Source organism: Parasphingorhabdus halotolerans (assembly GCF_012516475.1).
In the GTDB taxonomy this organism is placed as follows: domain Bacteria; phylum Pseudomonadota; class Alphaproteobacteria; order Sphingomonadales; family Sphingomonadaceae; genus Parasphingorhabdus; species Parasphingorhabdus halotolerans.
Genome location: NZ_CP051217.1, coordinates 241,614 through 258,959, shown reverse-complemented (window position 1 = coordinate 258,959; position 17,346 = coordinate 241,614). Strand labels below are relative to the sequence as shown.

Sequence of the window (17,346 nt, the reverse complement as noted above, 5' to 3'; positions counted from 1 at the left end):
GACCAGTTGTCCACAGATAGTTGACGTTCACTTTTTAGGCAGACCTCTAGAGCAATCCCTCGATTTCGCTTCTCAGCTGCTCCGGTTTCACCGCCGGGCCATGACGCGCAACAACATTGCCTTCACGGTCCACCAGAAATTTCGTGAAGTTCCACTTGATTTTGGAACCGAGCAAACCGGTTTTTTCCTTTTTCAAATAGTTCCACAATGGATCAGCACTTTTGCCATTCACATCAACCTTGGCCATTAGCGGAAAGCTGACATCATAGTTTAATGTACAGAAATTCTTGATTTCCTCGGCATCGCCTGGTTCTTGATTGCCAAACTGGTTGCAAGGAAACGCGAGTATTTCGAGGCCTCGATCGGAAAATTCTTTATAAAGTTTTTCCAATCCCTCATATTGCGGCGTGAACCCACATTTCGAGGCAGTGTTTACAATCAGTAGCACTTTGCCTTCGTAATTGGAGAGATCGTCCATCGATCCATCCGCCTGTTTCACCTTAAATTCTGTTATTTGCATTTTCCGCCCCGTTCATTGCAAAGACCCAAAAATATTGTTGATCAAATTGATTTTCGATTGCCAAATGTCAAAGCCTATCTGGCTAACCACTGATAAACCTATGTTAAAACACCATCATGGAGCCGCACAACGCGGTCCATCTTCGCCGCAAGGCGTTCATTGTGAGTCGCGATCAAAGCAGCGCTACCTTCATCACGGACCATCATCATGAGTTCTTCCAGCACAACATCGGCGGTCGCTTCGTCAAGATTTCCGGTTGGCTCGTCGGCCAGCACCAGTTTAGGGGCGTTTGCCAACGCTCTTGCAACAGCCACGCGCTGTTGCTCTCCCCCTGAAAGCTTACTCGGCTTATGCTCCAGCCGGTTGCCTAGTCCCATATTCGTGAGCAGAGTTGCAGCGCGCTCTTCAGCTTTTGATTGCGACGTACCAAATATAAGTTGCGGAATTACAACGTTTTCCAAAGCCGAAAAATCGGGAAGCAAGTGGTGGAACTGATAAACAAACCCGAGCAGTTCTCTTCTTATTCTCGTATGCCCGCCAGGGTCCATCTGGGCAGTTTCTTCACCATCGAGTTTTATTGATCCCTCGAAGCCGCCCTCCAAAAGGCCCACGGCCTGGAGCAAAGTAGACTTGCCCGAACCCGATGGGCCTAAAAGAGCAACAATCTCATTCTTGTTGATGTCCAAACTGACGCCTTTTAATACATCGATCCGGACATCGCCCTGAACGAAACTGCGACGCACATCTCTTAACTGCACGACAGAATTTGCCATTGCTTCACTCATAACGCAGCACCTGCACAGGGTCAGTGCTGGCCGCCTTGTAGGCGGGATAGAGCGTGGCCAGAAAGCTAAACAATAATGCCAGCATCGCGATCCCTAAAACTTCCATAGGATCGGTCTTTGCCGGCAGTTCGGTTAGAAAACGGATAGATGGATCCCAAAGGTTTTGACCAGTTATTAGCTGCACAAAATTGATCACATTTTGGCGGAAGAAAATAGCGATCAAACCAAGTCCGATGCCGGCCGCTATGCCAAGCATCCCGATGGATGTTCCGACCGTTACAAATATCCGGGTTAGCGATGCCCGCGACGCGCCCATTGTTCGTAATATAGCGATATCCCGGGTTTTTGCGCGAACGAGCATGATCAACGATGACAAGATATTGAACACCGCCACCAATATGATGATCGAGAGAATGACAAACATCACCACCCGTTCCACTTGTAGTGTCTCGAAAAGCGACGCGTTCATTGTCTGCCAGTCAGTGATGACACCCCGATCAGCTACTTTGGGTACCAATGGGGCTAGTATATCCCTGACGTTATCAGCATCTTGGGTTTTTATCTCAATCATGCCAATTTGATCGCCGAGGAGAAGCAAGGTTTGCGCATCTTCCATCGGCATGAAAACATAGGCTTTGTCATAGTCGTAAACACCAACTTCAAATATCGCGACAACCTCATAGGAAATTTCTCGCGGAACAGTGCCAAACGGAGTGGAGCGCCCTTGCGGATTGATAATTGTAATCCGGCTACCAACCTGCGCGCCCAGTGCCATGGCCAAACGGCTGCCTATACCAACGCGGCTCGCTGCTGGTTCTAAACGACCCAAGTCGCCGGCTACAGTTTTGCCATCCAACGTATCATTACTCAATATATCTTTGACCTCCATGCCCCTAACCATGATGGCTTCCACTCGGCCATTAAAAGTCGCAAGCAACGGCTGTTCGATCATGGGGGAAGCAGATACCACACCCTTGGTGTTCCGCGTCTCCTCCAGCAAATCGCGCCAATCTGGCAGACGCCCGCCATAACCCTGAACAACCGCATGGCCGTTGAGTCCTACAATTTTATCAAAGAGTTCGGCTCGAAAGCCATTCATCACGCTCATAACAACAATCAGCGCCGCAACCCCGAGCATCACCGCAACCAGGCTGATACTAGCGACGAGGAAAATAAAACCTTCTCCCTTGCCGGGTAGAAGATAGCGTTTGGTGATAACCCATTCGTAGCGGGAGAGGAGCATATTTACAGCGGACTTCCTGATAGAAACTCAGATGGCTTTAGAGTCGCACCATGAGGGTGGCAAGTGCGATGGTGGTTAATATGCTGTTGCCGATATGACACAAGGCTGAACCAATCTTCCCCGAACACATAAATTTGTCATGACAAATTTGTGACGGTCGATCAGAGAGAGTTACAGAATCAATAACCGTTCAAGGTCATGGTTCAGGGATTCTTGCTGGTTCCGCCGAATGTTGGGGGACAAGAGGTGTTGAATAGGCAAGAAAAACAGGGGTCGATTTAATCGTCGCCATTATCGCCCGAAGTCAGAAATGGCTTCGGGCGTTTTTGTTGCTGTTGATATTTTTATTCAACCCTTTGAAATATCTCAATTTTCTATCTCTTGAATTTCAGCCAACACGCAATATCTCTAATGGGTGAAATGCCTTATGGGTTTCGCAAACACAAATGAGAAGGATGCCGCTTGTCGCGGGTCCACAATTTTAATTGCTCAATATGAGGATAGAAATATGAACCGTTTTGATTTTACCCCCTATCGCCGCTCTACCGTTGGTTTTGACCGGCTTTTTGATCTGCTTGAAAATAATGCGCGCGCGCAGCAATCGGAAAATTATCCCCCGTTCAACATTGAACGCAGTGGTGAAGATAATTACCGGATTACGCTGGCCGTCGCCGGTTTCAAGGACCACGAAATAGAAATTACTGCCCAGCAGAACCTGTTGCTGGTTGCCGGGAACAAGGAACCCATGAACGCAGATGGCGCGGAATTCCTCCACATGGGAATCGCAAACCGAAATTTCGAAAGACGTTTCGAGTTAGCCGATTTTGTGCGCGTTGAGGATGCTGCACTGGCCGATGGATTGCTCGTGATTGATTTGGTCCGTGAAATTCCTGATGCGATGAAACCGCAAACCATTGCCATCAACAAAAATACCAATGTTACCAAGATCGCGGACAAGCGCAAAAAGAACGAAGATAAAGCAGCATAAGCTGTTCAATTCAGAGAAAACCAAGAGCAGCCAGAGCAATCTGGCTGCTTTTTTATTATCGTTGCCTGAAATAAAATGGGGCAGCCGGATGAGGATCCGACTGCCCCTGACACCCGCTTGGTGTCACTCTTGACGAAATTAGCCCGGGTCGCAAATGGCCAATTTCAATCAAGAATCTGCGTTGGCAATATTGGAAAGTGTAGCGTGGTTTAATATCCGCACTTTCCCGCTTTCAACCGATACAATGTCAAGTTCTGACCAGGTCGAAAGCTGCCTATTAATATGTTCCCGCGACATGCCGGCAAAGTTGCCGAGTTCGCTTTGACTTAAATCCAATTTCAGAAGCCCCTCTTCTGCACCGACGACTGATAACCTCAAAAGATATCGTGCGAGTCTCGGACCAGAAGTATAAGCCCTGTCTCCTTCGATCATTGTATTCGCCGTCCTTATGCGATTAGCCATGACCTTGAGGAGTCGTAATGCCATATTTTTATGCTTGTGTAAAATCTCTACAAAAGCATCGCGTGTGATCGACAGTGCTGTCGTTGGTTCAATTGCAGTGACGCTGGCGGTTCTTTCTCCACCATCGAGCAATGCAATCTCGCCTAAAACCTGGCCAGGCTCTGCATAATCCAGAACAATTTCGTGCCCATTGCTGGCGATCATGCTGGTTCGCGCATTGCCCGATAATAATATCAGTAACGAGCTCCCTGGATCGCCCTGCACGATTAAATCTTCTCCCTTTTTATATTGCGTAAAGTGCCCACGCAAAATCAAATCCGCCAGTTCTGCCTCGTCACAATCAGCGAACAAGCTATGCTCAGCTAATATGCTCCCAAGTTCCTCGGCTCTCACTTCTCATGCTCCAACCCGGTTAACTGTTTTCGTAAATTACTGATAACCAATATTTACTGCTTGAATGTGACAATAGTCACAAAATGTAAAATTGATTGGACAAAATGGACATCCGCGTAAAATTAGCCATAGACATGCCAAAAATAATAGGTGCCAAGCTAGACTAGGCGACTTTGTTTGACAGCGGCTTCGATAAATGAAGCAAAAAGCGGATGCGGATCGAATGGCTTGCTCTTGAGCTCGGGATGATATTGAACACCCACGAACCAACTATGGTCGGGGCGTTCAACAATTTCCGGTAGTTCGCCATCAGGGGACATGCCAGAGAAAATAAGGCCTGTTTTTTCAAGCCTTTCGACATACCCTTTATTCACTTCATAACGATGGCGATGGCGCTCGCTGATCTCACGTTCGCCATATATCTCACTGACTTTTGAGCCTTGTTGCAGCACGGCATCATACGCGCCGAGTCGCATCGTGCCGCCCATGTCACCACCAGCTTCCCGCTTTTGAAGGCCTTCTTCTGTCATCCATTCGGTAATCAAACCGACAATCGGTTCATCTGTTTCACCAAATTCGGTTGTAGAAGCCGTATCAATGCCTGCCAAATTGCGCGCGGCTTCGATGCAGGCCATTTGCATCCCGAGACAAATGCCGAAGAAAGGAATATTATTTTCTCTGGCAAATTTTACGGAGCCAATTTTGCCTTCGCTACCGCGCTCACCAAATCCGCCTGGCACCAGTATAGCGTGAAGCGGTTCCAGTTTCGCCGCTAGGTCGCTATTGTCTTCAAACAATTCAGCATCGAGCCAGCGCACCTGAACTTTAACCCGATTCGCCAAACCTCCGTGGAATAGGGCTTCTTGAAGTGACTTATAGGCATCTTGCAGACCGACATATTTGCCGACCACGCCCACGATGACTTCACCCTCAGGATTTTCGATGCGTTCCATCACGTCAATCCAGCGGGTCAGATCAGGGTCGGGCGCATTGATAATACCAAAGGCGTTCAAGACTTCCCGGTCGAGACCTTCTTCATGATATTGGAGCGGCACGTTATATATGCTGCTGGCATCCAGCGCTGGAATCACTGCTTCTTTCCGAACATTACAGAATTGTGCGATCTTGGCACGTTCGCCGTCGGGCAACGGATGCTCGCAGCGACAAAGCAGAATATCCGGTTGAATGCCCAAGGATGTTAATTCCCGCACGCTGTGTTGGGTCGGCTTGGTTTTCAGTTCTCCTGCAGCGGCGATATAGGGAACCAGGGTTACGTGTACCGATATCGCATTTGCCCTGCCTACTTTGTTGCGCAGTTGCCGCAGAGCTTCAATAAACGGCAGGCTTTCGATATCACCAACCGTGCCACCAATTTCGCACAGAACAAAATCAATGCCGTCGAGCTTGTCTTCTGCAAATTCCTGTATGGCGTCGGTGACGTGCGGAATAACCTGCACCGTGGCACCAAGATAATCACCGCGGCGCTCTTTGGTGATAATTGACTGATAGATTCGTCCCGAGGTCACATTATCCGATTGTAACGAAGGAACGCCGGTAAACCGCTCATAATGACCAAGGTCAAGATCAGTCTCCGCGCCATCGTCAGTCACATAAACTTCACCATGCTGATAAGGCGACATCGTGCCGGGATCGACGTTGAGATAGGGGTCCAATTTGCGGATTCGCACTGAATATCCGCGAGCTTGCAAGAGAGCGCCGAGGCTCGCTGCCATAAGACCTTTGCCAAGTGATGAGACCACACCGCCGGTAATAAAAATATATCGCGCCATGGGAGAAAAGGCCTAACGGTAACTAGGCCCGATTGGCAATCCCGCGACTCCGGAAAAGTGAAATTTATCTGTTGATAAGTTTCATTTGGTGCCGATTACTGATCGAGTGGAACCGCACCATTGGTTGCTGGGGCGTCGTCGCCCTCACCGTCTGCAGCAGCAGCGGCCGCAGCGGCCAAGGGATCATCACCAGCAAGCGGAACTGCATCGGCTGGATCAGCAGGGGCAACAATGGGAGCGCTCGTATCACGCTGCAAAGTCTGATCAATCGTGTCGGGCTTACCTTCGGCGGCGGCCAAAACGGCCAGAGCAACCGACAATGATACAAACAATACCGCGAGTACAGTTGTTGTTCGGGTTAGCAAATCAGCGGCACCGCGCGCAGACATCATGCCGGAAGGCGAACCACCGACACCCAAACCGCCGCCTTCGGATTTCTGCATCAATATGACGCCAACAAGCATGGCGGCAACGATGGCCTGAACGACGGTGAGAAATAAAAACATGGCTTTTCCGAACTTGGTTGATGGGTCCATAAGACCGTTGTGCAGCGCACATAGCGATTGGGTGAACTATATTCAACTGTGAAGCGATACAGAATACCGCTTGGCGGCATCGGTGACGCCATTTCCCCAATGTTCATACGAATCAGCCCCGTGCGTTTCCTCGGTCCGGCTGGTTCGCCTGATCAGCTCGCTATAAAGCGTCCGAGCTTCCAACCTCGCAAGCACATTGCCGATACACATATGAATACCCGCACCAAATCCCATGTGGCGTTTCGCTACGCGTTGAACATCAAATTCATCGGGCCGATCAGGTACAACCTCCGGATCACGGCTTGCCGAAGCGTTCCATATCATCACAGTATCGCCGCGATTAATCTGCACGCCATCAAACTCCAGATCACGGGCAGCAACGCGCTCCGACCTGCGGAGCGACCCGCGGCAACGGATGCACTCCTCCACCGCCTGGTTTATTTTATCCGGATTGTTCCGCAGCCATCGCATTTGATCCGGCTTTTGCATCAACTCCCATAAGCCATTCACCATCAGATTGGCGGATGTGTCAACCCCGGCACCAATAATCAGGGCGCATAAGCCCATAACTGCAAAATTATCTTCTACCTGATCCGCCACATCCAGCAATATGCTCGGAGTGTTGGATTTCCGCAGATTCTGGATATGGCTGACAATGAAGGGGAGCAGTTTGGCCTCCGCCTCCCTCAGTCGCGCTTCTACTTCTGGCTGGGGCTCCTTGTACAAGGGCGCCTTGCCGTAGTCGCGGGCAAAAATAACCGTAATTTCTCTAATCAGGGGCCAGTCCTGTTCGGGAATGCCGCAAATTGTGCCGATAGTCGCGGTGGCTAACGCCCCACCAATATCCTCCATGAAGTCGATCTCGCCAGCATCAATTGCTTGATCCAGTAACTTCTTTACGTGGCCATCAATCGCTGGCTGCAACGCGCCGATCCGGCCCGGCATGAACATCGGGGCAATAATATTGCGATATTTGGTGTGATCGGGCGGATCTTGCCCGACCATCAGCGCGCCTGCCCGCAAGCCATGTTTGTTGCTTTCGGCAAGTCTGGCGCTGGACCACGTTTCCCAATCCGCGCGAATTTCACGAAGGTCACTGTCTCTGAAGAAAGAAACGACCGGCATCAGCGTCCCCACATGACGGTAAGCGCGGCAAGACTCGCGCATGCGTTTGAATTCGGTCCAGGGACTGTTGACGAATTTTTCGCCGAGAGGATCAAATTCCTCGATTTCAGTAGCAATTTCAGCACCAATATCGGCAGTTGTCATGACTTTGTTTCCTTGAACAATATGTTTAGATTTGGCTTTCAGGCACTGTCAGTTTCAGTCCGTCCAGCTCCTCGGAAATAATAATCTGGCAGGATAGGCGGGAGTATTTCGTTACGTGCTTTGCACCGTCCAGCATCATTTTCTCGCCGTCTTCCATCGTGGAAAGAGAGTCTGCCCAATCAGGGTCAACGACAACATGGCAAGTAGCGCAAGCGCAAGCCCCGCCGCATTCGGCCAGAATTCCCGGAACATCCTCTGCAACCGCGGCCTGCATCACAGAATGTCCGATCCTACTTTCAATAGTCTGTTCAACGCCATCCAACTGCGCGAAAGTAATTTTGACCATTTATATTTCCCTAAAATTTGTGCGTAGTCTTCAGCTTCAAAGCTTCGCGGCCGCATCGATTATCGGGCCAAATTTGTCTGCCGTTAAGCTAGAACCGCCAACCAGTCCGCCATCAACATTAGGAACCGAGAGCAATTCTGCCGCATTACCGCCGTTCATCGACCCGCCATAAAGAATACGCACTTTTTCAGCGCCATCGCCCATAAGTTTGCCGATTTTATTGCGGATCGCCTCGTGCATTTCCTTGACATCGCTGGTTTCAGGCACCCGACCGGTGCCAATGGCCCAAACAGGCTCATAAGCAATTGTAAGCCAGTCAGCATCGGCCTCATCAGGAAAAGACCCTTCCAGTTGCCCGCAAACGACCTCCACTGCGCGCCCATCATCGCGTTCTTCCTCAGTTTCGCCAACGCAAATGATGGCACCTAGTCCGGCGGCTTTTACAGCTTCCGCTTTGGCTTTCACATCCGCATCAGTTTCATACTGGTCGGCACGGCGTTCACTGTGGCCCAATATGCTCAGCAGCGCACCCGCTTCGCGTATCATTTCTGCCGAAACGCACCCTGTATGAGCGCCGCTTGAAGACTGGTGACAATCCTGAGCACCTATAGCGAATTGCGGGCATTTTGTTGCGGCGGCGGCGATGAGCGTAACAGGAGGGCATATCGCAACGTCAATTTCACCATGCTGTTCAGCGATTTCGGCAATCGCCGCAATATCGGAAAGCTGTGCCTGCATCCCGTTCATTTTCCAGTTGCCGACGATATACTTGCGATTTGTCATGACTGCCCCTTACTTTCAAAAAAATATCTTGCCGCCGTCGCTATCAAATAAAGTTGACCAGGCCAATGGCTCATCGCCCCTTTTGCTTGAACGTCACCTGCAAGCCGCCTAAAGCATTCTTCAAATCACCAATTAACCTCAGGTTGCAGATTACATATGATTAGTTTTTTTCGCCGTATTTTTTCATCCAAACTCGGATTGTTTCTGACATTGGGCTTTGTCGGCATCATCGCGATTGCATTTGCAACGGCTGATGTCTCCGGTTCTGGCGCCTTCGGCGGTGTCACCGGGTCCGGAACGGCAGCGAAGGTAGGCGATAGCAAGCTCACCACCGCGGAACTCAGCCAATCGGTAAATAACGCTTTCCGTGCCGAGCAGCGAGAGAATACGGGACTTGATCTTAAAACCTACGTTAATGGCGGCGGCTTTGACGGGATTTTGGATCGATTGATTAACAGCTTTGCGATCGCTGATTTTGGAAAAAAATACGGTATAACCGCAGGCAAACGACTGGTTGATGCCGAAATCGCAGCCATCCAGTCTTTCCAGGGAGCAGACGGGCAGTTTAACGAAGAAAACTTCCGCCGCGCGCTGCAGCAACAAGGCCTTCAGGAAAAACAACTGCGCGATGATTTCACCCGCAATCTGATTGCCGATCAATTGTTGCCAGCTGCGGGATATGGTGCTGCGGTGCCACAAAATCTCGTTGTGCCCTATGCTTCGCTTTTGCTGGAAGGCCGCCAGGGTCAAATCGCAATTATTCCATCAGCTGCTTTTGTCGACATGGCCAAACCTGCTGACAGCGCGTTGAAAGCATTTTATTCAAAAAATAGCGCTCGTTATACAATCCCCGAACGTCGAACGATTAGCTATGCGATTTTCTCGAAAGAGCGCTTCAATGACAAAGTGAAGCCAAGCGAGAAGGAAATCGAGGGCTTTTATAATCTCAACAAAACCAAATACGCGGCGAGCGAATTGCGCAATATGGAACAGGTCATCTTACCTACACAAGCTGCTGCAAAAGCAATGGTGGATAAAATTAAAGCCGGTGTGTCAATCGGTGCCGCAGCGCAATCTGTTGGATTATCAGCGGCTAATATTGGCAGTGTAAACAAAGCGGACTTCATCAAGGCCAGTTCGCAGGCGGTTGCCAATGCAGCGTTTTCTACCAAATCGGGTAACATTTCCGCACCCGCGCAAAGCGCTCTTGGCTGGCATGTGGTCAAGGTAAACGGCGTTCAGGCCGTGCCAGGTAAGTCGCTGGATCAGGTTCGCACTGAAATTGTTGCTGAACTGAGCCGGGATAAAATTGACGAAGCGCTGGCGGAAATGACCGTGGGCATGGAAGACGAATTTGCGGCGGGATCCTCACTCGCCGACGTGGCGAAGGAACAGGGACTCAAAATTGAGTCCACGCCTGCACTTCTCGCAAATGGGCAGAACCCGGAAGATCAAAACTACAAACCCATCCCGGAAATGCAGCGTATTTTGCCGATTGCCTTTTCACTTGAGGCAGATTCTGAACCACAGGTCGTCGAGATAATTCCCGGACAGCAATATGCGATTGTCGATGTTACGGATATTACCCCCTCAGCACCGCCGCCATTGAAATCCATCGAGCAGGTTGTGGCGCGTGATTACATATTGGAGCAAGGCTCAAAAAAGGCCAAGACTGTTGCCGATCAAATCTCCAAAGCCGTCAGCAGGGGTACATCGCTTGCTAAAGCCATTGCCGATGCCAAGGTCAAAGACCTGCCGCCGATCCAGCCGGTTAAAAGCACACGTGCTGAACTGGCCCGACAAAGTCAGCAGGGTCAGGTTCCACCGCCATTGACGCTGATGTTCAGCATGGCCGAGAAGACCGCCAAAACACTTAAAGCGCCACAAAATCAAGGCTGGTTTGTGGTGTCGCTTGATAAGATTGATCGCGGTAATGCCACCAAACGTGTCGATCTATTGAAGGCAACAAGCGCACAATTTAAACAGGTGTTTGGCAACGAATATACCGAGCAATTCATCAATGCGATGAAAGCAGATGTCGGCGTCGAGAAAAATGATGGTGCTCTCACCGCGCTCAGGAACCAGCTAACCGGCCGCGACAGCAGCGCCAATTGATGGTTTGAATGGCGCGCTGTTTCGGAATTGATACGGCGCGCGATGCGTTGGCCGGGGGCAAACCCGCTCTCATCTGGCGCAAACAGGTTGCTGATACGGAAACCCCGGTTTCTGCGGCTCTCAAACTTATGGAAAGCGAACGCGGAGATTTTCTGCTGGAATCAGTGGAAGGCGGCGAAACGCGCGGACGCCATAGCCTGATCGGATTGGCGCCTGACTTGGTGTTTCGCGCTGATGGCGAGAAGGCCGAGATAAACTCTCACTGGTTAACAGATCGCGATGCTTTCGCACCTACGGATCAGGACAGCCTTTCTGCCTTGCGCACATTAGTGTCCACCTGTCAGATGGAAGTGCCAGAAGAGCTACCCCGCGCTCTCGCCTGCCTGGTTGGCTATTTCGGCTATGAAACCATTGGCTTGGTCGAGAAACTGCCCCGCGCGCCGCAATCGGAGCTTGAGCTCCCGGATATGCTGTTCGTGCGACCAACAGTTATTTTAATCTTCGACCGGCTCGCAGATGAGCTTTTTCTGGTGGCGCCGGTCTGGCCGGAAGCGGATGGCGATGTCGAGGCCAGGATTGCGCTGGCAATGGAGCGACTGGATGAAGTGGAGCGGCAACTTGACGAACCCATCCGTTCGTCTCGAGCGAAGCCGGTAGAAACAACGTCAAAACAAAGTGACTCGACTTCACTCGGCGCGACCGCAATAGAATTCACACCGCACCTCCCTCCCCGTAAATATCAGGACATGGTGTTGCGCGCCAAAGACTATATCGAGGCCGGTGACATATTTCAGGTGGTGTTAGCGCAGCGTTTCACCACACCATTTGGCTTACCACCAATTGAACTCTACCGGGCTTTGCGCCGGATAAACCCCTCGCCTTTCCTGTTTTTTCTCGACCTTCCGGGCTTTGCCATAACTGGCTCTAGCCCGGAAATTCTGGTCCGGGCCCGCGATGGCGAGATCACCATCCGTCCGATCGCCGGAACCCGACCGCGTGGAACCAATGTGGCGGAAGATAAAGCCAACAAGGAAAGCCTGCTCGCCGATCCAAAGGAACGCGCCGAGCATCTGATGTTACTTGATCTGGGGCGCAATGATGTCGGGCGGGTTGCTACCGCGAACAGCGTTGAAGTGACCGACAGCTACACGGTAGAGTTTTACAGCCATGTGATGCACATCGTTTCAAACGTCATAGGAGAACTCGCCCCCGATAAAGACGCGATTGACGCTCTGTTTGCAGGCTTTCCTGCAGGAACCGTAAGCGGCGCACCCAAAGTGCGCGCCTGCGAGATTATTGCTGAACTCGAACCGGAGACCCGTGGCGCTTATGCTGGCGGCGTGGGATATTTCTCACCAGATGGCAGTATGGATAGCTGCATTGTTTTGCGAACCGGTATTGTCAAAGACGGCGTACTGCATGTGCAGGCAGGCGCAGGCATCGTGGCGGATAGCGACCCGGCTTATGAGCAAGCCGAGTGTGAAGCGAAATCGGGCGCATTGCTGGCAGCAGCTAAAGAGGCTGTGAAGCGGGCGCAGGACTTGAGTTTTGGGCAGTAGCCACGTTGTCGTGTCAATTTGTCGGTTTGCGCAACTGCGATTGCTATCTACGTCGCAATATCGGTCCGATCACCAAAGCTAACTCTATTCCAGCATCTTAGGCGCATGCTTCTGCAGCTTTTCTTTCAGCTTATTGGCAAACATCCCGAGCAGTGGCGGCAAATCAAACACCGCATATACCTCATCATCGCGCACCTGCATCTCCGCATTGATCCGCTGGCCCATCGCTTCCATTGTGCAATGCAGGTTATCCCCTTCCCAATGATGATCGGTCACATTCGCGCCGGGTACGGATTCGCTTAACGTATGGATGCCGTTGCCCATACGCACTTTCGCCTCGGCCAATCCCAATTTATGCGGAATATTGACAGTAACCGGTACGCCCATGATCGTTTCTCCCTCTGAAACTCTCCTATCACGCCGCGACGGCGCGTCAATGTACACCAGAAAAACTTGGCCTGTGCACAAATGTCGATTAGGCGTTCTGGCATGATCCTCGTTATCGACAATTATGACAGCTTTACCTTCAACCTCGTCCATTATCTGATGGAACTGGGCGCAGAAGTTCGGGTGGAGCGCAATGATGCACTGAGCGCATCTAACGCGCTGGCAACCGGCGCAGATGCGTTTCTAATCTCGCCTGGCCCCTGCACACCCAATGAAGCGGGCATTTCGCTCGACTTGGTCGCGGCTTGCGCTGATGCAGGAAAACCGCTGCTCGGGGTGTGCCTCGGTCATCAAAGCATCGGCCAGCATTTTGGCGGCCAAGTGGTTCGCGGCGGGTTGATGCACGGCAAGACTTCGCCTGTAAGCCACGACAATAGCGGCGTGTTTGCCGGTATTCCCTCACCATATACAGCGACCCGCTATCACTCGCTGATTGTCGAAGACATTCCCGAATGCCTGATTGTGAACGCCACTGCAGATGACGGTTCGGTTATGGGTTTCCGCCATGAAAGCCTGCCAATACACGGGGTCCAGTTTCACCCGGAGAGCATTGCGACCGAATACGGCCACAAGCTGCTGGCAAGTTTCATGGAAATCGCAGGGTTGAGTCCGAAACATTTCGAATCGAAGTTGATGGTCTCATGATGTTGCCCGATCCCAGGACCAACCTGTCGCTTGACGATGCAAAGACAGCCTTTGCTGCAATCCTCGATGGCAAATGCGATGCGGACGAAATCAAGGCATTTCTGGTCGAGTTGGCCGAACGAACCGAAACCGCGACAGAAATTATGGCAGCGGCCACAGAAATGCGCGCCCGGATGGTCGCTGTTGAAGCTCCTGCCAATGCTATCGATGTTTGCGGCACGGGCGGCGACGGCAGTCATAGCCTCAATATCTCAACCGCAACGGCTTTGGTCGTCGCTGCCTGCGATATTCCGATGGCGAAACACGGAAATCGTGCCGCTTCGAGTAAATCCGGCGCTGCTGATACATTAGAAGCCCTGGGGTTGGACCTCGCGAAAGCGGCTACCAATGGCGAAGAGAGCCTGCGCGAGATTGGCATCGCGTTTTTCTTTGCGCCCAATCATCACCCAGCCCTTGGCTCGCTGGCACCGATACGCAAAGAAATAGGGCGCCGCACCATCTTCAACCTGCTTGGTCCATTATGCAATCCGGCAAAGGTCAAACGACAACTTATCGGCGTTGCCTCGCCTGATTTGGTCGAAACCTACGCGCAAGCTGCTGCCGGGCTTGGCTATGAGAAAGCCATGATTGTATCGGGTGAAGAAGGACTGGACGAGTTAAGTATCTCCGGACCAAGCAAAGTGGCTATGATCGAAGGCGGTCAGATTGCCTACAGCGTGATTGCGCCGGAAGATGTCGGCCTTAAACGCCATGATGCCAATGCAATAAAAGGCGGCAACGCACATTTTAATGCCGCAGCTTTAAGGCAACTCCTGCTTGGTGAAAAATCTGCCTATCGTGATGCTGTGTTGCTAAACAGCGCTGGTGCGTTGCTCGTGGCGGAAGAAGTCCAAAGCTGGGAAGACGGTGTGGAAGAAGCGGCTGAGGCCATCGACAAAGGCCTTGCCAATGCGCTCCTGAATTGCTGGATTGCCAACCAATGACCGATAAGCTGACCGAAATTTGCAACATGAAGCGCGGCCATGTGATTGAGCGCCAGGCGGCAATATCGCACAGCGCCATGCACATGCAGATAGCAGCGCAAGACCCTCCGCGCGGGTTTATCAGGGCGATTGAGGGGAAATCGCGCGAAGGCTTTGCGCTGATCGCCGAGATTAAAAAAGCCAGCCCGTCCAAAGGTCTAATCCGTTCTGATTTTGACCCGCCAAGCCATGCCCGCGCCTATGAGGCTGGCGGTGCCGCTTGTCTGTCGATCCTTACAGATCAACCTTATTTCCAGGGCGCGGATGAATATCTGGTGGCCGCACGAGCCGCGACCCATCTGCCTTGCCTGCGCAAAGATTTTATGGTCGATCCCTGGCAAGTGCTGGAATCACGCGCTCTGGGAGCAGATGCCATTCTCATCATCATGGCAGCGCTGGATGATGTTCTGGCGGCAGAAATAGAAGCGACGGCAATAAAACACGGCATGGATGTGCTGATTGAAGTGCATGATGCCATCGAGCTGGAACGCGCGCTTAAACTGCAATCACCCCTGCTGGGCATTAACAACCGTAATCTCAAGACGTTCGAAACGTCTCTTGAGCAAACAGAAAGCCTTGCTGCGCTGGTGCCGGAGGACAGGATCATGGTTTCGGAAAGCGGCATATTCACCCATGCGGATTGCCAGCGCCTGGCCGAGGCCGGGGCACGTTCATTTCTGGTCGGCGAGTCCCTGATGCGCCAACCCGATGTCGAAGCGGCGACCCGGCTGCTGTTAAGCGGACAATCGATGGAAAATGCACCATGAGCAAACTCACGCATATTGACGGCGACGGCGCGGCCCATATGGTCGATGTTTCCGGCAAGGCGGACACCGTGCGCGAAGCGCGGGCCGAAGGCAAAATCACCATGGCGATGGAGACGATGGAGGCTATAAAGGCTAATATGCTGAACAAGGGCGATGTGCTCGCAACCGCGCGGATTGCTGGAATCATGGCGGCCAAGAAAACCAGCGACTTGATGCCGCTTTGCCACCCTCTAGCATTGAGCAAAGTGTCCGTTGATTTCACGTTTGTGGATGATGGCATACGGGTGGAGACACTTGCACGGCTTACGGGAAAGACCGGTGTAGAAATGGAAGCATTAACAGCAACTTCTATCGCTCTTTTAACAATTTATGATATGTCCAAAGCGGTGCAAAAGGACATGATCATCAGCGATATCCGGCTGCTGTCGAAAACCGGTGGAAAATCAGGCGAGTGGTGGGCAAAATGAGCGCGCTTCTGCCATTGGAAGAGGCGCAGCAGCGTCTTGTTTCCTTGGCGACGCGACTACCAATTGAGACCGTTCCCATAGCACAAGCCCTTGGCCGCTATCTCGCAGCGGATATTGCTGCGCATCGCAATCAACCCGCAGCCGATATGTCTGCCATGGATGGCTACGCTATCCGGTTTGAAGACCGCGCTGGTCCCTGGACGTGCGTTGGTGAATGCAAAGCTGGCAGTGAACCTTGTCCACCACTGAAATCCGGCCAGACCGCGCGTATTTTTACTGGTGCACTGCTACCAGGTGGCGCGGATACTGTTGTGATGCAGGAAAATGTTGAAACCGATGGCAATGTTATCAGCCTCATAGCCGAACCTTCGCCGGAACAAGGCCGTCATGTCCGCCGCATAGGCAGTGATTTTTGCAGAGGGGACATTGCGCTCAGCAAAGGCACATGGCTTTCGCCAGCAGCGCTCGGCCATGCAGTAATTGCCGGATATGGCGAACTTCCTGCGCACCAAAAACCCAACGTTGCGGTCGTATCCACTGGAGACGAACTTGTAGAACCGGGTGCGCGCGCCCGTTCCCACCAGATACCCGCAAGCAATGACGTCATGGTGTCAGCCATGCTGGCAGGTCTTACCGGGGAAACCCGCGCTCTGAGCCGCATAGCAGACAATATGGACGCGCTGTGCGCCGCGCTGGACAGCGCGCGGGACTGCGACATTATCGTCACCATAGGCGGCGCATCAGTTGGCGATCACGATCTGGTCGCGCCGGCATTTGAACGATTGGGTGGCACCATAGATTTCCATAAAATAGCGATGAAGCCCGGCAAACCCGTTATGTCGGGAAAGCTCGGCAATAGCGTGGTTCTCGCCCTCCCCGGAAACCCCGGGTCAGCTTTTGTCAGCGCTACATTGCTTTTGTTGCCACTAGTCCGATACATGGCAGGCGCAGCCGAATATTTGCCCAAATATCGAAGCGCACAAACGACAACCACCCTGCCACCCACCCAAAACCGCGCGCAATTCCTGAGAGCGCAAGTTGATTCCGTTGGCATCACCGCTTTTGATAGCCAGGACAGCGCAAAACTATCGGTACTGGCGGCGGCCAATGCCCTGCTATATCGACCAGCAAATTCGGATGAAGAACTTGCGGGAGGCACAGTCCATTATATTTCGATCTGATTGGCTGGTGCGTGGCGCGATAGAACAA

Annotated in this window: 18 protein-coding genes; 8 read left to right on the top strand and 10 right to left on the bottom strand. The window is 52.0% G+C overall.

Annotation, left to right across the window (positions count from 1 at the left end; translation table 11 throughout):
* Nucleotides 1-46: 46 nt before the first annotated feature.
* The 3 genes from HF685_RS01340 to HF685_RS01330 all read right to left on the bottom strand — a co-directional run bounded on the left by HF685_RS01340 (nucleotide 47) and on the right by HF685_RS01330 (nucleotide 2,548).
* A complete protein-coding gene (locus HF685_RS01340; protein ID WP_168817935.1) occupies nucleotides 47-520 on the bottom strand; it encodes a glutathione peroxidase in 474 nt (157 codons plus the stop codon).
* Nucleotides 521-618: 98 nt separating this feature from the next.
* Entirely contained in the window at nucleotides 619-1,293 is a 675-nt protein-coding gene (locus HF685_RS01335) for an ABC transporter ATP-binding protein (protein WP_168821091.1), read from the bottom strand.
* 4 nt (nucleotides 1,294-1,297) lie between these two features.
* Entirely contained in the window at nucleotides 1,298-2,548 is a 1,251-nt protein-coding gene (locus tag HF685_RS01330) for a lipoprotein-releasing ABC transporter permease subunit (RefSeq protein ID WP_168817933.1), read from the bottom strand.
* A gap of 508 nt (nucleotides 2,549-3,056) precedes the next feature.
* Here HF685_RS01330 and HF685_RS01325 point away from each other — a divergent pair.
* Nucleotides 3,057-3,536, top strand: a complete 480-nt coding sequence (locus HF685_RS01325; RefSeq protein ID WP_168817930.1) for an Hsp20 family protein — start codon at nucleotides 3,057-3,059, stop codon at nucleotides 3,534-3,536.
* A 168-nt stretch (nucleotides 3,537-3,704) separates the two neighbouring features.
* On the opposite strand, the gene HF685_RS01320 is transcribed toward HF685_RS01325, so the two are convergent.
* The 6 genes from HF685_RS01320 to tpiA all read right to left on the bottom strand — a co-directional run bounded on the left by HF685_RS01320 (nucleotide 3,705) and on the right by tpiA (nucleotide 9,115).
* Nucleotides 3,705-4,391 (bottom strand): Crp/Fnr family transcriptional regulator, encoded by a 687-nt coding sequence (locus HF685_RS01320; protein ID WP_246218691.1) that lies wholly within the window; start codon nucleotides 4,389-4,391, stop codon nucleotides 3,705-3,707.
* A gap of 158 nt (nucleotides 4,392-4,549) precedes the next feature.
* Complete coding sequence (gene pyrG, locus HF685_RS01315) at nucleotides 4,550-6,181, bottom strand: CTP synthase (RefSeq protein ID WP_168817928.1); 1,632 nt, start codon at nucleotides 6,179-6,181, stop codon at nucleotides 4,550-4,552.
* Between the two features lie 95 nt (nucleotides 6,182-6,276).
* Complete coding sequence (gene secG, locus HF685_RS01310) at nucleotides 6,277-6,687, bottom strand: preprotein translocase subunit SecG (protein ID WP_168817925.1); 411 nt, start codon at nucleotides 6,685-6,687, stop codon at nucleotides 6,277-6,279.
* Nucleotides 6,688-6,759: 72 nt separating this feature from the next.
* Nucleotides 6,760-7,986 (bottom strand): cytochrome P450, encoded by a 1,227-nt coding sequence (locus HF685_RS01305; RefSeq protein ID WP_168817923.1) that lies wholly within the window; start codon nucleotides 7,984-7,986, stop codon nucleotides 6,760-6,762.
* Nucleotides 7,987-8,011: 25 nt separating this feature from the next.
* The gene (locus HF685_RS01300; RefSeq protein ID WP_168817921.1) at nucleotides 8,012-8,332 is read right to left on the bottom strand and encodes a 2Fe-2S iron-sulfur cluster-binding protein; all 321 of its coding nucleotides are present in this window, start codon (nucleotides 8,330-8,332) and stop codon (nucleotides 8,012-8,014) included.
* A 36-nt stretch (nucleotides 8,333-8,368) separates the two neighbouring features.
* A complete protein-coding gene (gene tpiA, locus HF685_RS01295; RefSeq protein ID WP_168817919.1) occupies nucleotides 8,369-9,115 on the bottom strand; it encodes a triose-phosphate isomerase in 747 nt (248 codons plus the stop codon).
* Between the two features lie 156 nt (nucleotides 9,116-9,271).
* Here tpiA and HF685_RS01290 point away from each other — a divergent pair, with 156 nt between their 5' ends.
* Nucleotides 9,272-11,230: a peptidyl-prolyl cis-trans isomerase gene (locus HF685_RS01290; RefSeq protein WP_168817917.1), complete on the top strand. Its 1,959-nt coding sequence runs from the start codon at nucleotides 9,272-9,274 to the stop codon at nucleotides 11,228-11,230.
* An 8-nt stretch (nucleotides 11,231-11,238) separates the two neighbouring features.
* The gene (trpE, locus tag HF685_RS01285) at nucleotides 11,239-12,789 is read left to right on the top strand and encodes an anthranilate synthase component I (protein WP_168817915.1); all 1,551 of its coding nucleotides are present in this window, start codon (nucleotides 11,239-11,241) and stop codon (nucleotides 12,787-12,789) included.
* 84 nt (nucleotides 12,790-12,873) lie between these two features.
* Here the strand turns inward: trpE and HF685_RS01280 are convergent, their stop codons facing one another.
* Nucleotides 12,874-13,176, bottom strand: coding sequence for a polyhydroxyalkanoic acid system family protein (locus tag HF685_RS01280; RefSeq protein ID WP_168817913.1), 303 nt, complete (start codon nucleotides 13,174-13,176; stop codon nucleotides 12,874-12,876).
* Nucleotides 13,177-13,278: 102 nt separating this feature from the next.
* On the opposite strand from HF685_RS01280, the gene HF685_RS01275 reads away from it, so the two are divergent.
* From HF685_RS01275 to HF685_RS01255, 5 genes are read left to right on the top strand one after another with little or no spacing between them, the layout of a single operon-like run.
* Nucleotides 13,279-13,881, top strand: a complete 603-nt coding sequence (locus tag HF685_RS01275) for an anthranilate synthase component II (protein ID WP_168817911.1) — start codon at nucleotides 13,279-13,281, stop codon at nucleotides 13,879-13,881.
* Nucleotides 13,878-14,864 carry an anthranilate phosphoribosyltransferase gene (gene trpD / locus HF685_RS01270; RefSeq protein WP_168817909.1) on the top strand — a complete coding sequence of 329 codons (987 nt, stop codon included), beginning with the start codon at nucleotides 13,878-13,880 and terminating at the stop codon, nucleotides 14,862-14,864. The genes HF685_RS01275 and trpD overlap by 4 nt, the downstream gene beginning before the upstream one ends.
* Nucleotides 14,861-15,670: an indole-3-glycerol phosphate synthase TrpC gene (gene trpC / locus HF685_RS01265; protein WP_168817907.1), complete on the top strand. Its 810-nt coding sequence runs from the start codon at nucleotides 14,861-14,863 to the stop codon at nucleotides 15,668-15,670. Before trpD ends, trpC begins: the two co-directional genes overlap by 4 nt.
* Nucleotides 15,667-16,137 carry a cyclic pyranopterin monophosphate synthase MoaC gene (gene moaC / locus HF685_RS01260; protein ID WP_168817905.1) on the top strand — a complete coding sequence of 157 codons (471 nt, stop codon included), beginning with the start codon at nucleotides 15,667-15,669 and terminating at the stop codon, nucleotides 16,135-16,137. Before trpC ends, moaC begins: the two co-directional genes overlap by 4 nt.
* Entirely contained in the window at nucleotides 16,134-17,318 is a 1,185-nt protein-coding gene (locus HF685_RS01255; protein WP_168817903.1) for a molybdopterin molybdotransferase MoeA, read from the top strand. The genes moaC and HF685_RS01255 overlap by 4 nt, the downstream gene beginning before the upstream one ends.
* Nucleotides 17,319-17,346 lie beyond the last annotated feature (28 nt).

Bases quoted from the DNA above. Each gene is read 5' to 3' on its own strand.
- HF685_RS01340 (WP_168817935.1), bottom strand. From the start codon at position 520: ATGCAAATAACAGAATTTAAGGTGAAACAGGCGGATGGATCGATGGAC.
- HF685_RS01335 (WP_168821091.1), bottom strand. From the start codon at position 1,293: ATGGCAAATTCTGTCGTGCAGTTAAGAGATGTGCGTCGCAGTTTCGTT.
- HF685_RS01330 (WP_168817933.1), bottom strand. From the start codon at position 2,548: ATGCTCCTCTCCCGCTACGAATGGGTTATCACCAAACGCTATCTTCTA.
- HF685_RS01325 (WP_168817930.1), top strand. From the start codon at position 3,057: ATGAACCGTTTTGATTTTACCCCCTATCGCCGCTCTACCGTTGGTTTT.
- pyrG (WP_168817928.1), bottom strand. From the start codon at position 6,181: ATGGCGCGATATATTTTTATTACCGGCGGTGTGGTCTCATCACTTGGC.
- secG (WP_168817925.1), bottom strand. From the start codon at position 6,687: ATGTTTTTATTTCTCACCGTCGTTCAGGCCATCGTTGCCGCCATGCTT.
- HF685_RS01305 (WP_168817923.1), bottom strand. From the start codon at position 7,986: ATGACAACTGCCGATATTGGTGCTGAAATTGCTACTGAAATCGAGGAA.
- HF685_RS01300 (WP_168817921.1), bottom strand. From the start codon at position 8,332: ATGGTCAAAATTACTTTCGCGCAGTTGGATGGCGTTGAACAGACTATT.
- tpiA (WP_168817919.1), bottom strand. From the start codon at position 9,115: ATGACAAATCGCAAGTATATCGTCGGCAACTGGAAAATGAACGGGATG.
- HF685_RS01290 (WP_168817917.1), top strand. From the start codon at position 9,272: ATGATTAGTTTTTTTCGCCGTATTTTTTCATCCAAACTCGGATTGTTT.
- trpE (WP_168817915.1), top strand. From the start codon at position 11,239: ATGGCGCGCTGTTTCGGAATTGATACGGCGCGCGATGCGTTGGCCGGG.
- HF685_RS01280 (WP_168817913.1), bottom strand. From the start codon at position 13,176: ATGGGCGTACCGGTTACTGTCAATATTCCGCATAAATTGGGATTGGCC.
- HF685_RS01275 (WP_168817911.1), top strand. From the start codon at position 13,279: ATGATCCTCGTTATCGACAATTATGACAGCTTTACCTTCAACCTCGTC.
- trpD (WP_168817909.1), top strand. From the start codon at position 13,878: ATGATGTTGCCCGATCCCAGGACCAACCTGTCGCTTGACGATGCAAAG.
- trpC (WP_168817907.1), top strand. From the start codon at position 14,861: ATGACCGATAAGCTGACCGAAATTTGCAACATGAAGCGCGGCCATGTG.
- moaC (WP_168817905.1), top strand. From the start codon at position 15,667: ATGAGCAAACTCACGCATATTGACGGCGACGGCGCGGCCCATATGGTC.
- HF685_RS01255 (WP_168817903.1), top strand. From the start codon at position 16,134: ATGAGCGCGCTTCTGCCATTGGAAGAGGCGCAGCAGCGTCTTGTTTCC.